The organism is Labrys sp. HAY1-8F (genome assembly GCF_056754975.1).
This window is the reverse complement of record NZ_JBPGWZ010000001.1, coordinates 548,776-562,614: the sequence shown is the minus strand read 5'-3', so window position 1 is coordinate 562,614 and position 13,839 is coordinate 548,776. Positions and strand designations below refer to the sequence as shown.

The following is a 13,839-nucleotide window of genomic DNA, read 5'->3' as shown; positions in this document are numbered from 1 at the left end:
CGGGCCCTGCTCAATGCAGCCCGCCGACCCCGAGTAGCCGCTCGATTACCTCCGGCTGCTCGGAGAGCGCGGCCGAGGCGCCCGACCAGGCGATGCGCCCCCGTTCCAGAATGACGACATGATCGGCGAAGTCGATCACGGTCTGGATGCGCTGCTCGACCAGCAGAATGGTCATCTGCCCTTCGGCGGCGAGGCGCGAGAACACGGCCATCAATTCCTCGCAAATGACGGGGGCCAGCCCTTCCAGCGGCTCATCCAGCAGCAGCACCGTCGGCCTGCCCAGAATGCTGCGGGCCGTGGTGAGCATTTGCTGCTCGCCTCCCGAGAGCTGGGAACCGAGATTCCCGCGGCGCTCCTTGAGGCGCGGAAACATCTCATAGGCTTCCTCGATCGCCGGGCGGCCACGGTTCTTGAGGCCAACGAAGAGATTCTCCTCCACCGTCAGCGAGGCGAAGATGCAGCGGGCCTGCGGGACATAGCCCAGGCCGCCGCGGGCGCGTGAGGCACTGTCGAGCGGGCTGATATCCCTGCCGCCAAGGCGCAGCGTGCCGCCGTAGCGCCGGGTCTGCCCGGCGATGGTGGCGAGCAGTGTCGTCTTGCCCATGCCATTGCGACCGAGTACGGCAAGACGCCCGCCGGCGGGAACGGCGAAGGAAATGTTCTCCAGCACCCGGGTCGGGCCATAGCCGGCGCTGAGATCGCTGATTTCAAGCGGCGTTGCGGTCATGCTGACTGCTTCTCATGGGCATAGTTTCCAAGATAGGCTTGGCGGACACGCGCATCCTTCGTCACGTCCTCGGGAGAACCGTCGAAGATGATGGCACCGGCCGCGAGCACGATGACGCGCCGGGCGAAGCGGAAGACCAGGTCCATGTCGTGCTCGATCATCAGCACGGCGAGATCGGGGGGCAGGCCGGCCAGCGCCTCCTCGATGCGGGGCGTATCGCTTTGCGGCACGCCCGCGGCCGGCTCGTCGAGCAGGAGAACCTTGGGCTTGAGCGCCAACGCCAGCGCGATCTCGAGCAGGCGCTGCTGACCATAGGCGATCTCCGCGACCGGACGGGTGGCGATCGCTGTGAGGCCGAGCGTGGCCAGCAATGCAGCCACTTCAGCCATCACGTCGGGTTTCGCACGATAATGGCCGAAAAGGCGGCCGGTACGGCCCGTGCGCTGCAGGACGGCGAGCGCCAGATGCTCTTGCGGCGTCATGTCGGGGAAGAGCCGGGTGACCTGGAAGGAGCGTACGAGGCCCTGGCGCACACGCTCCGTCGGCCCGAGCCCGGTGACGTCCCTGCCGGCGAGCACCACCTTGCCGGAATCGGGCTCGAGGTGGCCGGTGACCAGGTTGACGAAGGTGGTCTTGCCGGCACCGTTCGGACCGATCAGGGCGACACGGTCGCCGGCGTTCAGGCTGATCGACAGGCCTTGCGTGACGGCAAGGCCGCCGAAGGATTTTTTCAAATCAAGGGTCTGGAACACCGCACTCATCCGCCCCTCCCCTTGAAACGGGCAAGAAGCAGGACGGCCGAGCCATAGAGGCCACGCGGCGCGAACAGCACGACGGCGATCAGCAGGGCGCCGACAATGGTGAGCCAGTGAAACGGATTGGCCGCCGAAACGAAATCCTCGAAACCCATGAAGGCGATGGTGCCGACGAGCGCCCCATAGAGCGAGCCGGTGCCGCCGAGCACGAGCATGACCAGGGCCTCGGCCGAGAGGGTGAAACTCAGGCTATCCAAACCCACCACCTGGGTGGAAAGGGCGTTGAGCCCGCCGCCCAACCCGGCCACGGCACCGGAGATGAAATACATCTTCAAAAGCGTGCCCTGCACCGAAGCGCCCATGGCACGGATGCGCACGGGATCCTGCCGGATGCCGCGGCAGAGCATGCCGAAGGGCGAGCGCACCAGCAGTCTGAGCAAGGCGAAGACGACGAGGAGAAGCGCCACACCCAGGCCATAGGCGGTGCGACCCCACAGATCGAACTCGAACAGACCGAAGACGGGGTCGGGTGAGATGCCCGAAAGGCCGTCGCTGCCGCCGGTATAGGCAGAAGCCTTGTTCGCGGCTTCGTGGAAGAGATGGACCACCGCGATCGACAGCACCAATTGCGCGAGCCCCTGCCCGCGCAGGATCACCACCCCCGAGACCAGGCCGGCGAGTGCGCCGCCCACGGCTGAGATGGCGAGCATCGCCAATGGATCGGTGACGTTCCAATGCGCGGCGGCAATCCCCGCGGCATAGGCGCCGGCACCGTACAAGGCCGCATGGCCCAGCGTGGCGACGCCGCAAAAGCCGGTGACGAGGTCGAGCGAAAGCACGAGCAGCGCGACCGAGAGGATGCGGGTCAGCAGCGCCAGATTGTCGGGAAACAGGCAATAGCCGACGACGGCGGCGGCCAGGACGGCCGCAAGACCTGCCAGGTCGCGCCTCAGCCAGTTGGTTTTCGACATTTCTTCCCGACCGGGCACGGATTTGCCCTCCACCATGTCCATTCAGGCTCTCCTGCCCATGAGGCCGCGTGGGAAGACGCAGACGATGGCGATCACGGCGAGATAGAAGAAGAATTCGCCATATTCGGGCAGGAGATAGCGGCTGGTAGTGTCGACGAGTCCAAGCACGAGGCAGGCCAGCAAGGCACCTGGGATCGAGCCTGCTCCGCCGACGCAGACCACGACCAGGAAGGTCACCATGTAGCGCAAGGCATAATAGGGCTCGATCGGCAGGAGCTCGGCACCGACGATGCCGCCAAAGGCGGCGAGCCCGACGGCGACCGCAAAGCTCACGGCATAGACGATCGTGGTGCGCACGCCGAGCGAAGCAGCCATGGCGGCATTGTCCACCGAGGCGCGCAATTTGATACCGAACCCGGTTTTCTCGATCAGATACCAGAGAGCCAGGGCAACGGCCAAGCCACAGGCAATGGCGAATAATTTATGCGCGGCGATGGTGCGAAAGCCGAGATCGACAGGTCCGCGCAACGGCTCGGGCAAGGGGATGGTCTTCAGCGTGGGGCCGAAGACGTAATTGGCGATGCCGATGACGCAGAAGGTGATGCCGATGGTCATCAGCACCTGGGTCAATTCGGGCGCACCATAGAGCCGGCGGTAGAGCAGGCGTTCCAGCGGAAGGGCGATCACCACCGTGCCGGCCACGGCCACCATGATGGCGAGGGCATATCCCAGGCCGAGGGATTGCACGGCATAGGAAGCGATGTAGCCGCCGATCATGGCGAAGGCGCCATGGGCAAGGTTCACCACCCGCATCAGCCCCATGGTCACGGAAAGTCCGATGGAGATGACGAACAGCACCATGCCATAGGCAAGGGCGTCGATACCCACGCTGAGAATGGTTTGCATGGTCTGATCCAGCACTAGAGGAATGGCAATTTTGTTAAACTACCACTTACTCTATGTCCTTTTTCTAATGCATTTTCTGAACTCAAGGCCTGACTGTTCCAGAAGATGCTCTCCCCGGCGCCGCCTTGCACTTGGATCTCGGCGCGGCGCAGTCATTTCAAAGCGGCAAGGCCGGGGTCACCCTGTTTCTCGAAAGTGGCGATTTCCTTGTTGTAATAACTGCCGTCCTCGGCCTTGGTGACCACGCGCAGATAGATGTTCTGCGTGATGTGGCGGCTGTCGGGATCGATCGAGACGGGCCCGCGCGGGCTTTCCCAGGCCAGTCCCTTGACGGCGTCCACCGCCTTCTGGGCGTCCTGCTTGCCGCCGGTCGCCTCGATCATCTTGTAGATGACATGCATGCCGTCATAGGCCCCGACCGCGGGAAACGACAATTCGCTTGGGTTGCCGATGGCCTTGCGCGCCGCCTCGACGAATTTCTTGTTCTCGGCCGAGTCATGCGAGACGGCATAGTGGAAGGTGGTCGGCAAGCCCTCGGCGGCCTGGCCGAGCGCCGGCAAATCCGATTCCTGGGTCAGGTCTCCAGGCGCGAGTAATTTCACGCCTGATTTTGCCAGGCCATTGTCATTATAGGCTTTGACGAAGCCGAGCGTGGTGGGGCCGGACGGCAGGAAGGCAAACAGGGTATCGGCACCGGAATCCTTCACCCTCTGCATGATCGGGCTGAAATCATTGGTCGACAACGGCATGCGGATCGTGCCGACGACTTCGCCGCCGACACCGGTGAAGCTGGTCTTGAAGGCATTTTCCGCATCGACGCCAGGACCATAGTCGCTGACCACGGTGATCGCCTTCTTGGCGCCGCGCTCCAAGGCAACCTTCGCCATGGGCGCCGAGGTCTGCCAGGTGGTGAAGGAGGTGCGCACCACCAGGGGGCTCTTGGTCACGATGGCCGACGTCGCGGCATTCATCACCACGAGCGGCACATTGGCCTGCTTCAGCAGCGGGGTGACGGCCATGGCGTCCGGTGTGAAATAGAAGCCCGCGAGATATTGGACGCGTTCCTTGACCACCAGTTCCTGGGCAAGGGCCTTGGACTGCGCGGGATCGGCCTGGGGCACGTCGCGATAGACGATCTCGATGTCGTCGCTACCGACCTTGCTGCCATGCAGAGCCCGGTAGGCGTCGATACCGGCCTTGAAATTCTTGCCCTGGATGGCGAAGGGGCCTGAGAACGGACCGATCACGCCGACCTTGATGGTTTCGGCCAGGGCGCTGCCGGACAGCATGACGACCGCCAAGGTCGCGAGAACAGATTTGGCGGCGAGAACGGTTTTTTTCATTCTTTCCTCCTAGAGCAAAGCGCGTCCAGGTGTGAACGCTTGTTTGCTCTAACTCTTTGGTTCGGCGCGTCTTTGCGATTTGAAATGATACGATCAAATCACAAAACGCTTTGAAAGCCGGACCAGCACCTTTTGGGCACGCCGATCGCAGGCTTTCCATATTGGTCAAATGTGACGCGTTAATTGGTAATGTAAAATGAAAACAAACGCTCGAACCATAACCTGCAGGATATGTGACGGGCATGGGACTCCGAGATTTCAGTAGGGAAGACCGACATAGTTTTCGGCAAGTGCCGCTGACGCCATCTGTGAATGAACGAGATAATCGAGTTCGGCCTCCTGGATCCGTTGCCCGAAATCGTCCGTGTCCGGGAAGCGATGCAGCATCGTCGTCATCCACCATGAAAAACGCACTGCCTTCCATACGCGGGAAAGCGCCCGGCTCGAATAGACATCGATGCCAGCCGATGAATTCTCCCGATAGAACTCCCGCAATCCCCAATAGAGGTAGCGCACGTCGCTCGCGGCAAGATTGAGCCCCTTGGCCCCGGTGGGCGGCACGATATGGGCGGCGTCGCCAACCAGGAACAAGCGCCCGAAACGCATGGGCTCGGCGACGAAGGAGCGCAGCGGCGCAACCGATTTTTCGAAGGACGGTCCGGTGACGATGCCGGCGGCGGCCTCGGGCGGCAGGCGTAGGCGCAGTTCGTCCCAGAAACGATCGTCGCTCCAGTCCTCGATCCTGTCGTCGAGCGGACATTGCACATAGTAACGGCTGCGATGAGCCGAGCGCATCGAACAGAGCGCAAAACCCCGTGGGTGGTTGGCATAGATCAATTCATGACCGGCCGGAGGCACCTCGGCGAGAATGCCGAGCCAGCCGAAGGGATAGGCCCGCTCATACGTCCTGATCGCGGTCGACGGCACCGATTTACGGCTGACACCATGGAAGCCGTCGCAGCCGGCAATGAGGTCGCAATCGATGCGATGGCCGGCACCGTCCTTCTCATAAGTGACATAGGGCGCCTCGCCGTCGAAGTCGTGGAGCTCGACATTGCCAGCCTCATAGATGGTGGTCAGGCTTGCAGCCTCGCGCTTGTCCATCAGGTCATGCGTCACCTCGGTCTGGCCGTAGACCATCACCCGCTTGCCGCCGGTCAGGGCTGCCAGGTCGATGCGGTGCAGCCGGCCGTCGAAAGCCAGGGAGATGCCGTCATGCGGCAGGCCTTCGGCATGCATGCGCTCGCCCGCCTTGGCTTCATCGATGAGATCCAGCGTGCCCTGCTCAAGCACGCCTGCACGCACGCGACCGAGCACATGGTCGCGGCTGGCACGTTCGAGGATGATGTTGGCGATGCCCTCATTGGCCAGCAACTGTCCGAGTAGCAGGCCGGAAGGACCCGAACCGATGATGACCACCTGTGTGCGCATGTCCTGCCCTCATCGCCGCGAATTCCATGCCATCGGCAGGCTCGGGTCGGTTTTCGTTGCATTTCTGTTTCGGGATCGCGACTATCCGTCGGCCAGCACACCGATACTTCCGATCTCGGTGGCGAGTTCATCCGCCAACCGCAGCGACGCAGTGGCCGCCACGGCCATCTGTGGCAGAAGCAGCCATTCCAATGTCCACGCCGCGCCCGAGCGTTCCTGTTCGTGCAGCAAGGCCTGATGCATGCCGGCAAGCTGCGTGGCGTTGAAGCGAGCGAGCGTAACCAGCATCTCCGCCGCCACCGGATTTTGCTTGTGCGGCATGGCGGAGGATCCTCCGCCGGCGGACAAGACAATCTCGCCGCCATCCTGGGCCATCAGGGCGATATCCTGGCCGAATTTGCCGAGGCTTCCGGTGATCAGCGACAGCAGACCGGCGAAATCGGCAAGCCGGTCGCGCTGGCTGTGCCATTGCGGGGCATCGCCGAGACCGAGGCGAGCGGCGAGCCCCGCCCGAACGGCAGCGGCCTTGGTCCCGAGCTTGTCCAGCGTGCCCGCGGCCCCGCCGAACTGCACTACCAGCAGCGCCGGCCGCAGGGCTTCGAGCCGCGTCCTGTGCCGTTCCAGCGGTTCGCGCCAAGCCTGTATACGGTCAGTGACCGTAATTGGGATCGCCGCCTGCATGCGGGTACGGCCCATCAGCCTGCGGCTGCCGAATTCCAATTCCAGGCCAGCCAGTTTCGCGACCACCTCGACCAACAGGTCATCCAGCCGCTGCACTATCGCCACCAGTCGCAACACCAGGGCGGTATCGATGACATCCTGGCTAGTGGCGCCGAAATGCAGCCTGTCGTCATGCGGCGTTCCAACCTCGCCACGCAATTGGCGCACCAACTCCGGCACGATGACGCCATCACGGGCAACGCCACGCCTGAGCGCCTCGAAATCGGGGACGAACGAGGCCAGGCCGGCGGCGATCGCCGCGGCGGCATCGGCTTCGATTACCCCCTCTTCGGCTTCCGCCTCGGCGAGGGCAAGCTCGAAAGCCAGCATCGCCGCCATCTCCGCTTCGAAGGAGAACTGGCGTGCCGTTTCCTCATCGCCCAACAGGGAGGCAAGAACCGGATGATCGAGGGGCGAGACTGTCATATATCGAAGAACACTGTTTCCTGCTCGCCCTGCAGGTGGATGTCGAAGACATAAGCATCATCTTCGCGCGCCGCGACGAGCGTGGCGACGCGATGGCGATGCTCGATGCGTGCCAGCACCGGGTCCTCGGCATTCGCCTCCGCCTCGTCGGCGAAGTATAGGCGGGTCTGCAAGCCGAGATTGATGCCGCGGGCAACGATCCACAAGGTGAGATGCGGCGCCATCAGGCGGCCATCCTTGAACGGCACCCGGCCCGGCTTGACCGTCTCGAACAGGCACTCACCCGTCGTCATATCCGTCGCCTTGCGGCCCCAGCCGGCAAAGTTGGGATCGGCCTTGCCACGCCGTTCCGAAGGCGAATTGTAAAGGCCGGCGCTATCGGCCTGCCAGATCTCGACGAGCGCGTCCTTGAGCGGCGTCCCCAAGCCGTCGAGCACGCGCACCCGCACGCTGATGCGCTCGCCCTTGGTCGCGGCATTGACCATCACGTCGCCGAGGTCGCGGTCATAGACGCCCGCTATCCCCGCGAAATTCGGTGTCAGCCCGATATGCACGTAAGGACCGGCGGTCTGCGAGGGGCTTTCCTTGAGGCGATCGAGCGCCTGAACCATCAATTGCCCTCCAGGCGGTTCTCGAACATCGACGAGCGGCGGCCGCGCAGCACGATGTCGAATTTATACGCACGGGCATCCATGGGGATGGTCGCCTGCATGTCGAGGGCTGCGATCAAGGTTTCGATACCAGCCCTGTCAGGGATCGTCTTCACGATCGGGCACAGCCAGATCAGCGGATCACCCTCGAAATACATCTGCGTGATCAGACGCTGGGCAAAGCCGTGGCCGAACACCGAGAAATGAATATGGGCGGGACGCCAGTCATTGACGCCATTCGGCCAGGGATAGGGACCGGGTTTGATCGTGCGGAAGGCATAGCCGCCGTCCACATCGGTGATGGTGCGGCCACAGCCGCCGAAATTCGGGTCGAGTGCGGCGAGATAGCCTTCCTTCTTGTGCCGGTAGCGCCCGCCGGCATTGGCCTGCCAGAATTCGAGCAGTGCGCCCGGCACGCCCTTGCCACGCTCATCCAGGACACGCCCGTAGACAATGATGCGCTCGCCGATGGCGCTCTCGCCGGGCCTGGCGAAATTGTGGATGAGGTCGTCGTCGAGTGGGCCCAGCAGATCGTGGCCGAAAACCGGTCCCGTGATCTCGGACAGCGTATTGTCGAGCGACAGCAGCGCCTTCTGCGGCGAGCGCAGCACGGACGTCTTGTAGGGCGGCGTCAGGGCCGGCGGATGCCAGCTCCGGTCGCGCTGAAAGAAAGCGCCCGTCTCGGGCCGGAGGTCGGTGCGTTCAGCGGACATCGGATTTTCCGGCCTCTTCGTCCATCTGGGCAAACACCTGCTTGGCGATCTTGATGGCCCGGTTGGCTGCCGGCACGCCGGCATAAACGGCCACATGCAGGAAGGCTTCGCAGATATCCTCCCGCGTCGCGCCGGTATTGGCGGTTGCCCTGACATGCATGGCCACTTCCTCGTCATGGCCGAGTGCAGCCAGCAAAGCGAGGGTAACGATCGAGCGCTCCCGCTGCGTCCAGGTCGGGCGCGACCACACCGTACCCCAGGCAGCCTCGGTTATCAGGTCCTGGAACGGACGGTCGAACGCGGTCGAGGCCCCCTCCGCATGATCGACATGGGCATCGCCGAGCACGGCGCGGCGAACGGCGAGGCCCTCGCGATATCTGGCCGAGCGTGGCGCCGAAACACTCATGACAGGGTCACTCCGATGGCAAGCGTGCGAGAAACTGGGTGATGAGGGCAACGAGCACGGCCGGCTGCTCGATGCAGGGAATGTGGCCGGCGCCGGCGATGACCTCGAATTGCGAACCGGGGATGATATCGGCCATGGAACGCACCAGAGCCGGCGGCGTCGAACCATCCTGATCACCGACGATGCACAGTGTAGGAACGGCGATCGCCTCGGCGGTCCTGGTATAGTCGGCATCGCGGATCGCCGCGCAGGTCGCCGCATAGCCCGCAACGGGCTGACGGGCGAGCATGTTGCGGCAACCATCCAGCGCTGGCTTGCGCTCGGCATGAAAACGCGGCGTGAACCACAATTTCATCACGGTATCGGCGATCGCGGCGATCCCATCCTTCTGAACAGCGGCGATGCGGCTGTTCCAGCCATCGGCGGTACCGATCTTATGCGCCGTGTCGCACAGCACCAGGCCCTTGACGATGCCGGGTCGGCGGCCAGCAAGGCCGAGCGCGATCAGGCCGCCGACGGAAAGGCCGCACAGCACCACTTCCTTAATGCCGAGATGATCGATCAGGCCAAGGAGATCGTCGACATGGTCCTCGATCGTATAGGGCGTGGGGCCGAGATCGGACAGGCCATGGCCGCGCTTGTCATAGGCGAGCGGGGCGGTCGAGCCGTCGAACGCCCCGGCCACCTCGCTCCAGATGCGCAAATCCGTGCCGAGGGAATTGATGAAGACGAGGTGGGGTCGGCCCTGCCCGGCCGGTCTGAGATCGAAATGCAGCGTAATGCCGCCGATGGTGATGAACTGCACGGCCGTCTCCTCCCCGCGAAGATGGATGACGCAATTGGTTTGGTAAAATCATATTTTCTAGCGTTATCTTAACTGCTGGGTTATGGATCGCCATGATCGACAGCCGTGTCAAGTTCCGCCATCTTCAGACTTTCCTGGAAGTCGCGCGACAGAAAAGCGTGGTGAAGGCAGCCGGCGTGCTGCATGTCAGCCAGCCGGCGGTGACCAAGACGATCCGCGAGCTCGAGGAAGCCTTGGGCGTTTGCGTGTTCGAGCGGGACGGCCGTGGCATCAGGATCACCCGGACCGGCGAAGTGTTCATGCAGCATGCCGGCCTCGCCGTCAGCGCCCTCAGGCAAGGGATCGATTCCGTCGCCCTCGCCGGCGCCAAAGTGGGGCCACCCCTTCGCATCGGAGCGCTGCCGACGGTCTCGGCCCATATCATGCCGCTCGCCATGCGGTTCTTCCTCAAGGAGGACACCGGCGTCACCGTCAAGATCGTCACCGGGGAAAACAGTGTCCTCTTGGAGCAGTTGCGCATCGGTGAGCTCGACCTCGTGGTCGGGCGCCTCGCGGCACCGGACAAGATGACCGGTTTTTTCTTCGAGCATCTCTATTCGGAACAGGTCGTGTTCGTGGTGCGGCCTGGACATCCGCTGCTCGACAGCGGCGGCAATCTGTTCGAGCAGATGAGCGCCTATCCCGTGCTGATGCCGACGCGCGGCTCCGTCATCCGCCCCTTCGTGGAGCGCATCTTCATCACCAATGGCGTCGCGACGGTCCCGACGGAAATCGAGACGGTGTCGGATTCCTTCGGGCGGGCCTTCGTGCGCCAGAGCGATGCGATCTGGGTCATCTCGCACGGCGTGGTCAGCAACGACATCGAGGAAGCCACCCTGAGAACCCTGCCCATCGAGACCAGCGATACCAAGGGCCCGGTCGGCCTGACCATGCGCACCGACATGATTGCCCATCCCGCCTTCGCCATTCTGCTCAGGACCATCCGCGAGGCGGCCGGAAAGCTCGGCTGAAGCGCGCTGCAACGGGATTGCGATCCCGGCAAGCTCAAGAGATCACGCCCCATTCCTTCGCATCCTCGCTGTCGTCGTCTCGATCGCCATCGGCCTTGCGGGAAGTACAGTGAAGTGAAGTGCATTTGTTTCTGATTCTGAGCTTCACATATCGCAAATTAAGTGCACTTCACCGTAATTACTTAAGTCAGAACTCTCGGTGGGCTAGTGAAGAAGCGCCGCAACTCGCTGGCGACCAATCTTGGCTTGCCGACATTGTCGGAGGCCATGTGGCCGATGCCCTTGAGTTCGACCCGCTCCGCCTGAGGCAACTCGTGCTGCAACGCGTCGAGCGCCATCGGCAGATAGGGATTGGAATTGTCACCGCCCATGAGCAGGACCGGCATGCGGATGGCGCCGAAACGCTGAACCTGCCCGGCCGTGGCGGCGACCAGTTGCAGATCGTAGTGGACGGAGGGCACCAGTTCGCGGATCGCTGCCGCCTCTTCGCCGTCGCCGCGCAGCGCCATGCCCATCATCGGAGTCAGCAGCAGCCGGGGCAAGCCGGTGAACCAATCGCGTCGGTCGCCCGTCCCCTTCATCACCGTGACCATGGCGGCCGGCAAATTGCCGGCGGCAAGCTCGCGCTCATAGCGCGGCACAAAGTCCAGCGATGACAGTGTGCCGACCGGCAGCGGCGGCTCGTAGAGCGCAATTCTAGTGAGCGCCTGCGGCCGGTGCAGCGCCGTCCACAGCGTGGCGATGGCGCCTGAACTCAGCGCGAATACGTCGCGCGCGCCCGTTTGCGCCAGGACCGCCGACAGATCGTCGACCTCGGTCTCGATGCCGTAGTCCGGCCCCGGTGGGCCGCTGAGGCCACGTCCGCGCCGGTCAGGCAAATGCAGTGTGAAGCGATCGGCCAGCAACTCCCCCAACTGGGTGAAGTTGCGGCTGCTCTGCATGGCGCCTGCCAGCAGCACGAGGCTCGGGCCAGCGCCGACCTGCCTGTAACCGATGATCGTTCCATCGCGCGAGACAGCGTGACCCACGGTCCATTCAATCATGGCGTTTCTCCAAGCGCGCCGAGTCATAGGCATCGAAGCCGGTTGCGTTCGCCTCACCGCGCAGTACCGGCAGCAGGAGGCGCGCGAGCGCCGCGGCGCCGCCGAAGCCCTGGTCGAGTCCCTGCCCGCCGGTCGGTGAGTGGATGTGCGCTGCACCGCTCGCAGCTTGAACTCGCGGCTGAAACTTCGACATTCTTGGTCGGACATCCATTCTCCTAACGAGAACTGTCCCTATTTTGTCTGTCTCAGTCCAGGGGTTCACTCCAGTCGCAGATTGAGCGCGATAGCCGTAGTTACCAGCTTCGCCTGCGCACGCCGGAGCGACATTGCGATCCCGGCAGGCGTCACGAAATCACGCCCTATTCCTTCGTATCCTCGCTGTCGTCGTCGCCATCGGCCTTGCGGCGTTCGATGACCGCCTGCACCTGCGTGAAATCGGAGGGTGCCATCGACAGGCCCTCGATCTTCTCGCTGCCGATCTGGCCGACGGTCGCCCTCAGCTCACGCACCGGCACGACCTGCACGTCACCGCCATGCAGCATGATCGCCACTGTTCCCGGCTCCACCAGATCGCTGGCGACAATGCCGAGACCGTTCAACAAGATTACCTCACCGGTCACGCATCACTCTCCCCTGAGCAGCTTTCTGTTGATCGAGCACGGGCGCGATCAACAGAAAGCTGCAAGACACCAGACATTGCAGGCGTTCCCGGCGAAGCTCGTCCATGGGCCATGCCGAAAAACCCTGCTTGGTCTCTCCATGCACGTAGCATAGGGGGATCGGGAGAGCGTACCAACCTTTTAAGACTGTCGCCTCGTGCCAAGCTGCCCAAGCATGGAAATCACCGCTGGCTGGCGGCCGACGACGAAATCGGCGAGAAACAGGCGATCGACGGCAAAGCCTCCCTCGCCCCGGCATTTTGCGATTCGGCGGAACCCTCAGGGCCGGCAAGGGGCGCGCCAAAACAAGAAGCTGGAGCCAAAGCGCGTTTTCGAAAAATCGAACCTTGCTCCAACTCTTTGTTTCAACAGATTTTCTTAATCGAGAAGCCTCGTGGCGTAATTGCTCACGGTGGTGCCACCCCACCCATACCCTCGCCCCGTTCTTACAGCGAGAGGCCAGCCTTTGCTTTGCAAGGGCGAGGGGTGAGGAACGGTGCGACCTCAACGGCAGGGGGTGAGCAGTTACTTATCGGCTTTCCCAAAAACGCCTTAGGCGTTGGCTTTCTTGGCCCTGCCGCGCACGGTGCGGGCCGGAGCCTTCTCCTTGGTCTGGCGGCCCTGCTGACCCAGGCCAAGTTCCTTTGCCAGCCGGGAGCGATGAGCCGAATAGTTCGGCGCCACCATGGGATAATCGGCGGGCAGGCTCCATTTTTCCCGATATTGCTCGGGCGTCATGTCATAGGCGCTGCGCAGATGCCGGCTCAGCGACTTGAACTTGCGTCCATCTTCCAGGCAGATGATGAAGTCGGGTGTGATGGACTTCTTGATCGGTACTGCGGGCGTTGCCGCTACGGCGGCTTCGGCCGGTTTACCAGTATTCAGATCACTCAGCCGCCCATGCACCGATTGTATCAGTTCGGAAAGGGACGAAGAGGAGACCTGATTGTTTGCGACGTAGGCAGAGACGATGTCGACCGTCAGGTCGACCAGTTTCGTGTCAGCTTCAAGCACGTTCAACCACTTTCATTGTTGTGTTGATTTCAAAGTGAGTGAAGTTTTCTTAGTGGCCGCAGCGTTGTGGACCCGATTGCTGCGGCGAGTCTGAAACTCTCAAGCAAATTGCGACGCGTGTAAAGCCGGGTCGGGGAAGTCTTTGAACCTGTCCGCAGGCAACACCGACAGGGCCAACGATTCGACCGTATCGACCTTCGGACGCCATGCCCAAGACTGTCGATATGCTTGCGAAAAAGGCAGCCATCGGTGGTCGGCAG

Annotated in this window: 16 protein-coding genes; 1 reads left to right on the top strand and 15 read right to left on the bottom strand. The window is 62.9% G+C overall.

What is annotated here, in order from left to right; all coding sequences use genetic code 11:
- Nucleotides 1-10 precede the first annotated feature (10 nt).
- From ACR9ZN_RS02615 to pcaD, 11 genes are all read right to left on the bottom strand, one after another.
- Nucleotides 11-727: an ABC transporter ATP-binding protein gene (locus ACR9ZN_RS02615; RefSeq protein ID WP_481271286.1), complete on the bottom strand. Its 717-nt coding sequence runs from the start codon at nucleotides 725-727 to the stop codon at nucleotides 11-13.
- Nucleotides 724-1,488, bottom strand: a complete 765-nt coding sequence (locus tag ACR9ZN_RS02610) for an ABC transporter ATP-binding protein (RefSeq protein WP_481271285.1) — start codon at nucleotides 1,486-1,488, stop codon at nucleotides 724-726. The genes ACR9ZN_RS02615 and ACR9ZN_RS02610 overlap by 4 nt, the downstream gene beginning before the upstream one ends.
- Nucleotides 1,485-2,489 (bottom strand): branched-chain amino acid ABC transporter permease, encoded by a 1,005-nt coding sequence (locus ACR9ZN_RS02605; RefSeq protein WP_481271942.1) that lies wholly within the window; start codon nucleotides 2,487-2,489, stop codon nucleotides 1,485-1,487. Before ACR9ZN_RS02605 ends, ACR9ZN_RS02610 begins: the two co-directional genes overlap by 4 nt.
- A 6-nt stretch (nucleotides 2,490-2,495) precedes the next feature.
- On the bottom strand, nucleotides 2,496-3,359 hold the full coding sequence (locus ACR9ZN_RS02600; protein WP_481271284.1) for a branched-chain amino acid ABC transporter permease: 864 nt from the start codon (nucleotides 3,357-3,359) through the stop codon (nucleotides 2,496-2,498).
- A gap of 152 nt (nucleotides 3,360-3,511) precedes the next feature.
- On the bottom strand, nucleotides 3,512-4,702 hold the full coding sequence (locus tag ACR9ZN_RS02595) for an ABC transporter substrate-binding protein (protein ID WP_481271283.1): 1,191 nt from the start codon (nucleotides 4,700-4,702) through the stop codon (nucleotides 3,512-3,514).
- Nucleotides 4,703-4,960: 258 nt separating this feature from the next.
- Nucleotides 4,961-6,133, bottom strand: coding sequence for a 4-hydroxybenzoate 3-monooxygenase (gene pobA / locus ACR9ZN_RS02590; protein WP_481271282.1), 1,173 nt, complete (start codon nucleotides 6,131-6,133; stop codon nucleotides 4,961-4,963).
- An 81-nt stretch (nucleotides 6,134-6,214) separates the two neighbouring features.
- Entirely contained in the window at nucleotides 6,215-7,279 is a 1,065-nt protein-coding gene (locus ACR9ZN_RS02585; protein ID WP_481271281.1) for a 3-carboxy-cis,cis-muconate cycloisomerase, read from the bottom strand.
- The gene (gene pcaG / locus ACR9ZN_RS02580) at nucleotides 7,276-7,890 is read right to left on the bottom strand and encodes a protocatechuate 3,4-dioxygenase subunit alpha (RefSeq protein ID WP_481271280.1); all 615 of its coding nucleotides are present in this window, start codon (nucleotides 7,888-7,890) and stop codon (nucleotides 7,276-7,278) included. Before pcaG ends, ACR9ZN_RS02585 begins: the two co-directional genes overlap by 4 nt.
- Nucleotides 7,890-8,642, bottom strand: a complete 753-nt coding sequence (gene pcaH, locus ACR9ZN_RS02575) for a protocatechuate 3,4-dioxygenase subunit beta (protein ID WP_481271279.1) — start codon at nucleotides 8,640-8,642, stop codon at nucleotides 7,890-7,892. Before pcaH ends, pcaG begins: the two co-directional genes overlap by 1 nt.
- Nucleotides 8,632-9,048 (bottom strand): 4-carboxymuconolactone decarboxylase, encoded by a 417-nt coding sequence (pcaC, locus tag ACR9ZN_RS02570; RefSeq protein ID WP_481271278.1) that lies wholly within the window; start codon nucleotides 9,046-9,048, stop codon nucleotides 8,632-8,634. Before pcaC ends, pcaH begins: the two co-directional genes overlap by 11 nt.
- Nucleotides 9,049-9,055: 7 nt before the next feature.
- On the bottom strand, nucleotides 9,056-9,853 hold the full coding sequence (pcaD, locus tag ACR9ZN_RS02565; protein ID WP_481271277.1) for a 3-oxoadipate enol-lactonase: 798 nt from the start codon (nucleotides 9,851-9,853) through the stop codon (nucleotides 9,056-9,058).
- A 92-nt stretch (nucleotides 9,854-9,945) separates the two neighbouring features.
- Between pcaD and pcaQ the strand changes: the two genes are divergently transcribed.
- The gene (gene pcaQ, locus ACR9ZN_RS02560) at nucleotides 9,946-10,863 is read left to right on the top strand and encodes a pca operon transcription factor PcaQ (protein ID WP_454818119.1); all 918 of its coding nucleotides are present in this window, start codon (nucleotides 9,946-9,948) and stop codon (nucleotides 10,861-10,863) included.
- 182 nt (nucleotides 10,864-11,045) lie between these two features.
- Here the strand turns inward: pcaQ and ACR9ZN_RS02555 are convergent, their stop codons facing one another.
- The 4 genes from ACR9ZN_RS02555 to ACR9ZN_RS02540 form a co-directional block, all read right to left on the bottom strand.
- Complete coding sequence (locus tag ACR9ZN_RS02555) at nucleotides 11,046-11,906, bottom strand: alpha/beta fold hydrolase (protein ID WP_481271276.1); 861 nt, start codon at nucleotides 11,904-11,906, stop codon at nucleotides 11,046-11,048.
- The gene (locus ACR9ZN_RS02550) at nucleotides 11,899-12,099 is read right to left on the bottom strand and encodes an FAD-dependent monooxygenase (protein ID WP_454818123.1); all 201 of its coding nucleotides are present in this window, start codon (nucleotides 12,097-12,099) and stop codon (nucleotides 11,899-11,901) included. Before ACR9ZN_RS02550 ends, ACR9ZN_RS02555 begins: the two co-directional genes overlap by 8 nt.
- Before the next feature lie 166 nt (nucleotides 12,100-12,265).
- Nucleotides 12,266-12,526, bottom strand: coding sequence for a hypothetical protein (locus ACR9ZN_RS02545; protein ID WP_434960899.1), 261 nt, complete (start codon nucleotides 12,524-12,526; stop codon nucleotides 12,266-12,268).
- 591 nt (nucleotides 12,527-13,117) lie between these two features.
- The gene (locus ACR9ZN_RS02540; protein ID WP_454818125.1) at nucleotides 13,118-13,579 is read right to left on the bottom strand and encodes a Ros/MucR family transcriptional regulator; all 462 of its coding nucleotides are present in this window, start codon (nucleotides 13,577-13,579) and stop codon (nucleotides 13,118-13,120) included.
- Nucleotides 13,580-13,839: the final 260 nt, after the last annotated feature.

Coding starts and splice junctions, on each gene's coding strand:
- ACR9ZN_RS02600 (WP_481271284.1), bottom strand. CDS start 3,359: ATGCAAACCATTCTCAGCGTGGGTATCGACGCCCTTGCCTATGGCATG.
- ACR9ZN_RS02585 (WP_481271281.1), bottom strand. CDS start 7,279: ATGACAGTCTCGCCCCTCGATCATCCGGTTCTTGCCTCCCTGTTGGGC.
- ACR9ZN_RS02610 (WP_481271285.1), bottom strand. CDS start 1,488: ATGAGTGCGGTGTTCCAGACCCTTGATTTGAAAAAATCCTTCGGCGGC.
- ACR9ZN_RS02615 (WP_481271286.1), bottom strand. CDS start 727: ATGACCGCAACGCCGCTTGAAATCAGCGATCTCAGCGCCGGCTATGGC.
- pcaC (WP_481271278.1), bottom strand. CDS start 9,048: ATGAGTGTTTCGGCGCCACGCTCGGCCAGATATCGCGAGGGCCTCGCC.
- pcaQ (WP_454818119.1), top strand. CDS start 9,946: ATGATCGACAGCCGTGTCAAGTTCCGCCATCTTCAGACTTTCCTGGAA.
- pcaH (WP_481271279.1), bottom strand. CDS start 8,642: ATGTCCGCTGAACGCACCGACCTCCGGCCCGAGACGGGCGCTTTCTTT.
- ACR9ZN_RS02605 (WP_481271942.1), bottom strand. CDS start 2,489: ATGGTGGAGGGCAAATCCGTGCCCGGTCGGGAAGAAATGTCGAAAACC.
- ACR9ZN_RS02550 (WP_454818123.1), bottom strand. CDS start 12,099: ATGTCGAAGTTTCAGCCGCGAGTTCAAGCTGCGAGCGGTGCAGCGCAC.
- ACR9ZN_RS02555 (WP_481271276.1), bottom strand. CDS start 11,906: ATGATTGAATGGACCGTGGGTCACGCTGTCTCGCGCGATGGAACGATC.
- ACR9ZN_RS02595 (WP_481271283.1), bottom strand. CDS start 4,702: ATGAAAAAAACCGTTCTCGCCGCCAAATCTGTTCTCGCGACCTTGGCG.
- pobA (WP_481271282.1), bottom strand. CDS start 6,133: ATGCGCACACAGGTGGTCATCATCGGTTCGGGTCCTTCCGGCCTGCTA.
- pcaG (WP_481271280.1), bottom strand. CDS start 7,890: ATGGTTCAGGCGCTCGATCGCCTCAAGGAAAGCCCCTCGCAGACCGCC.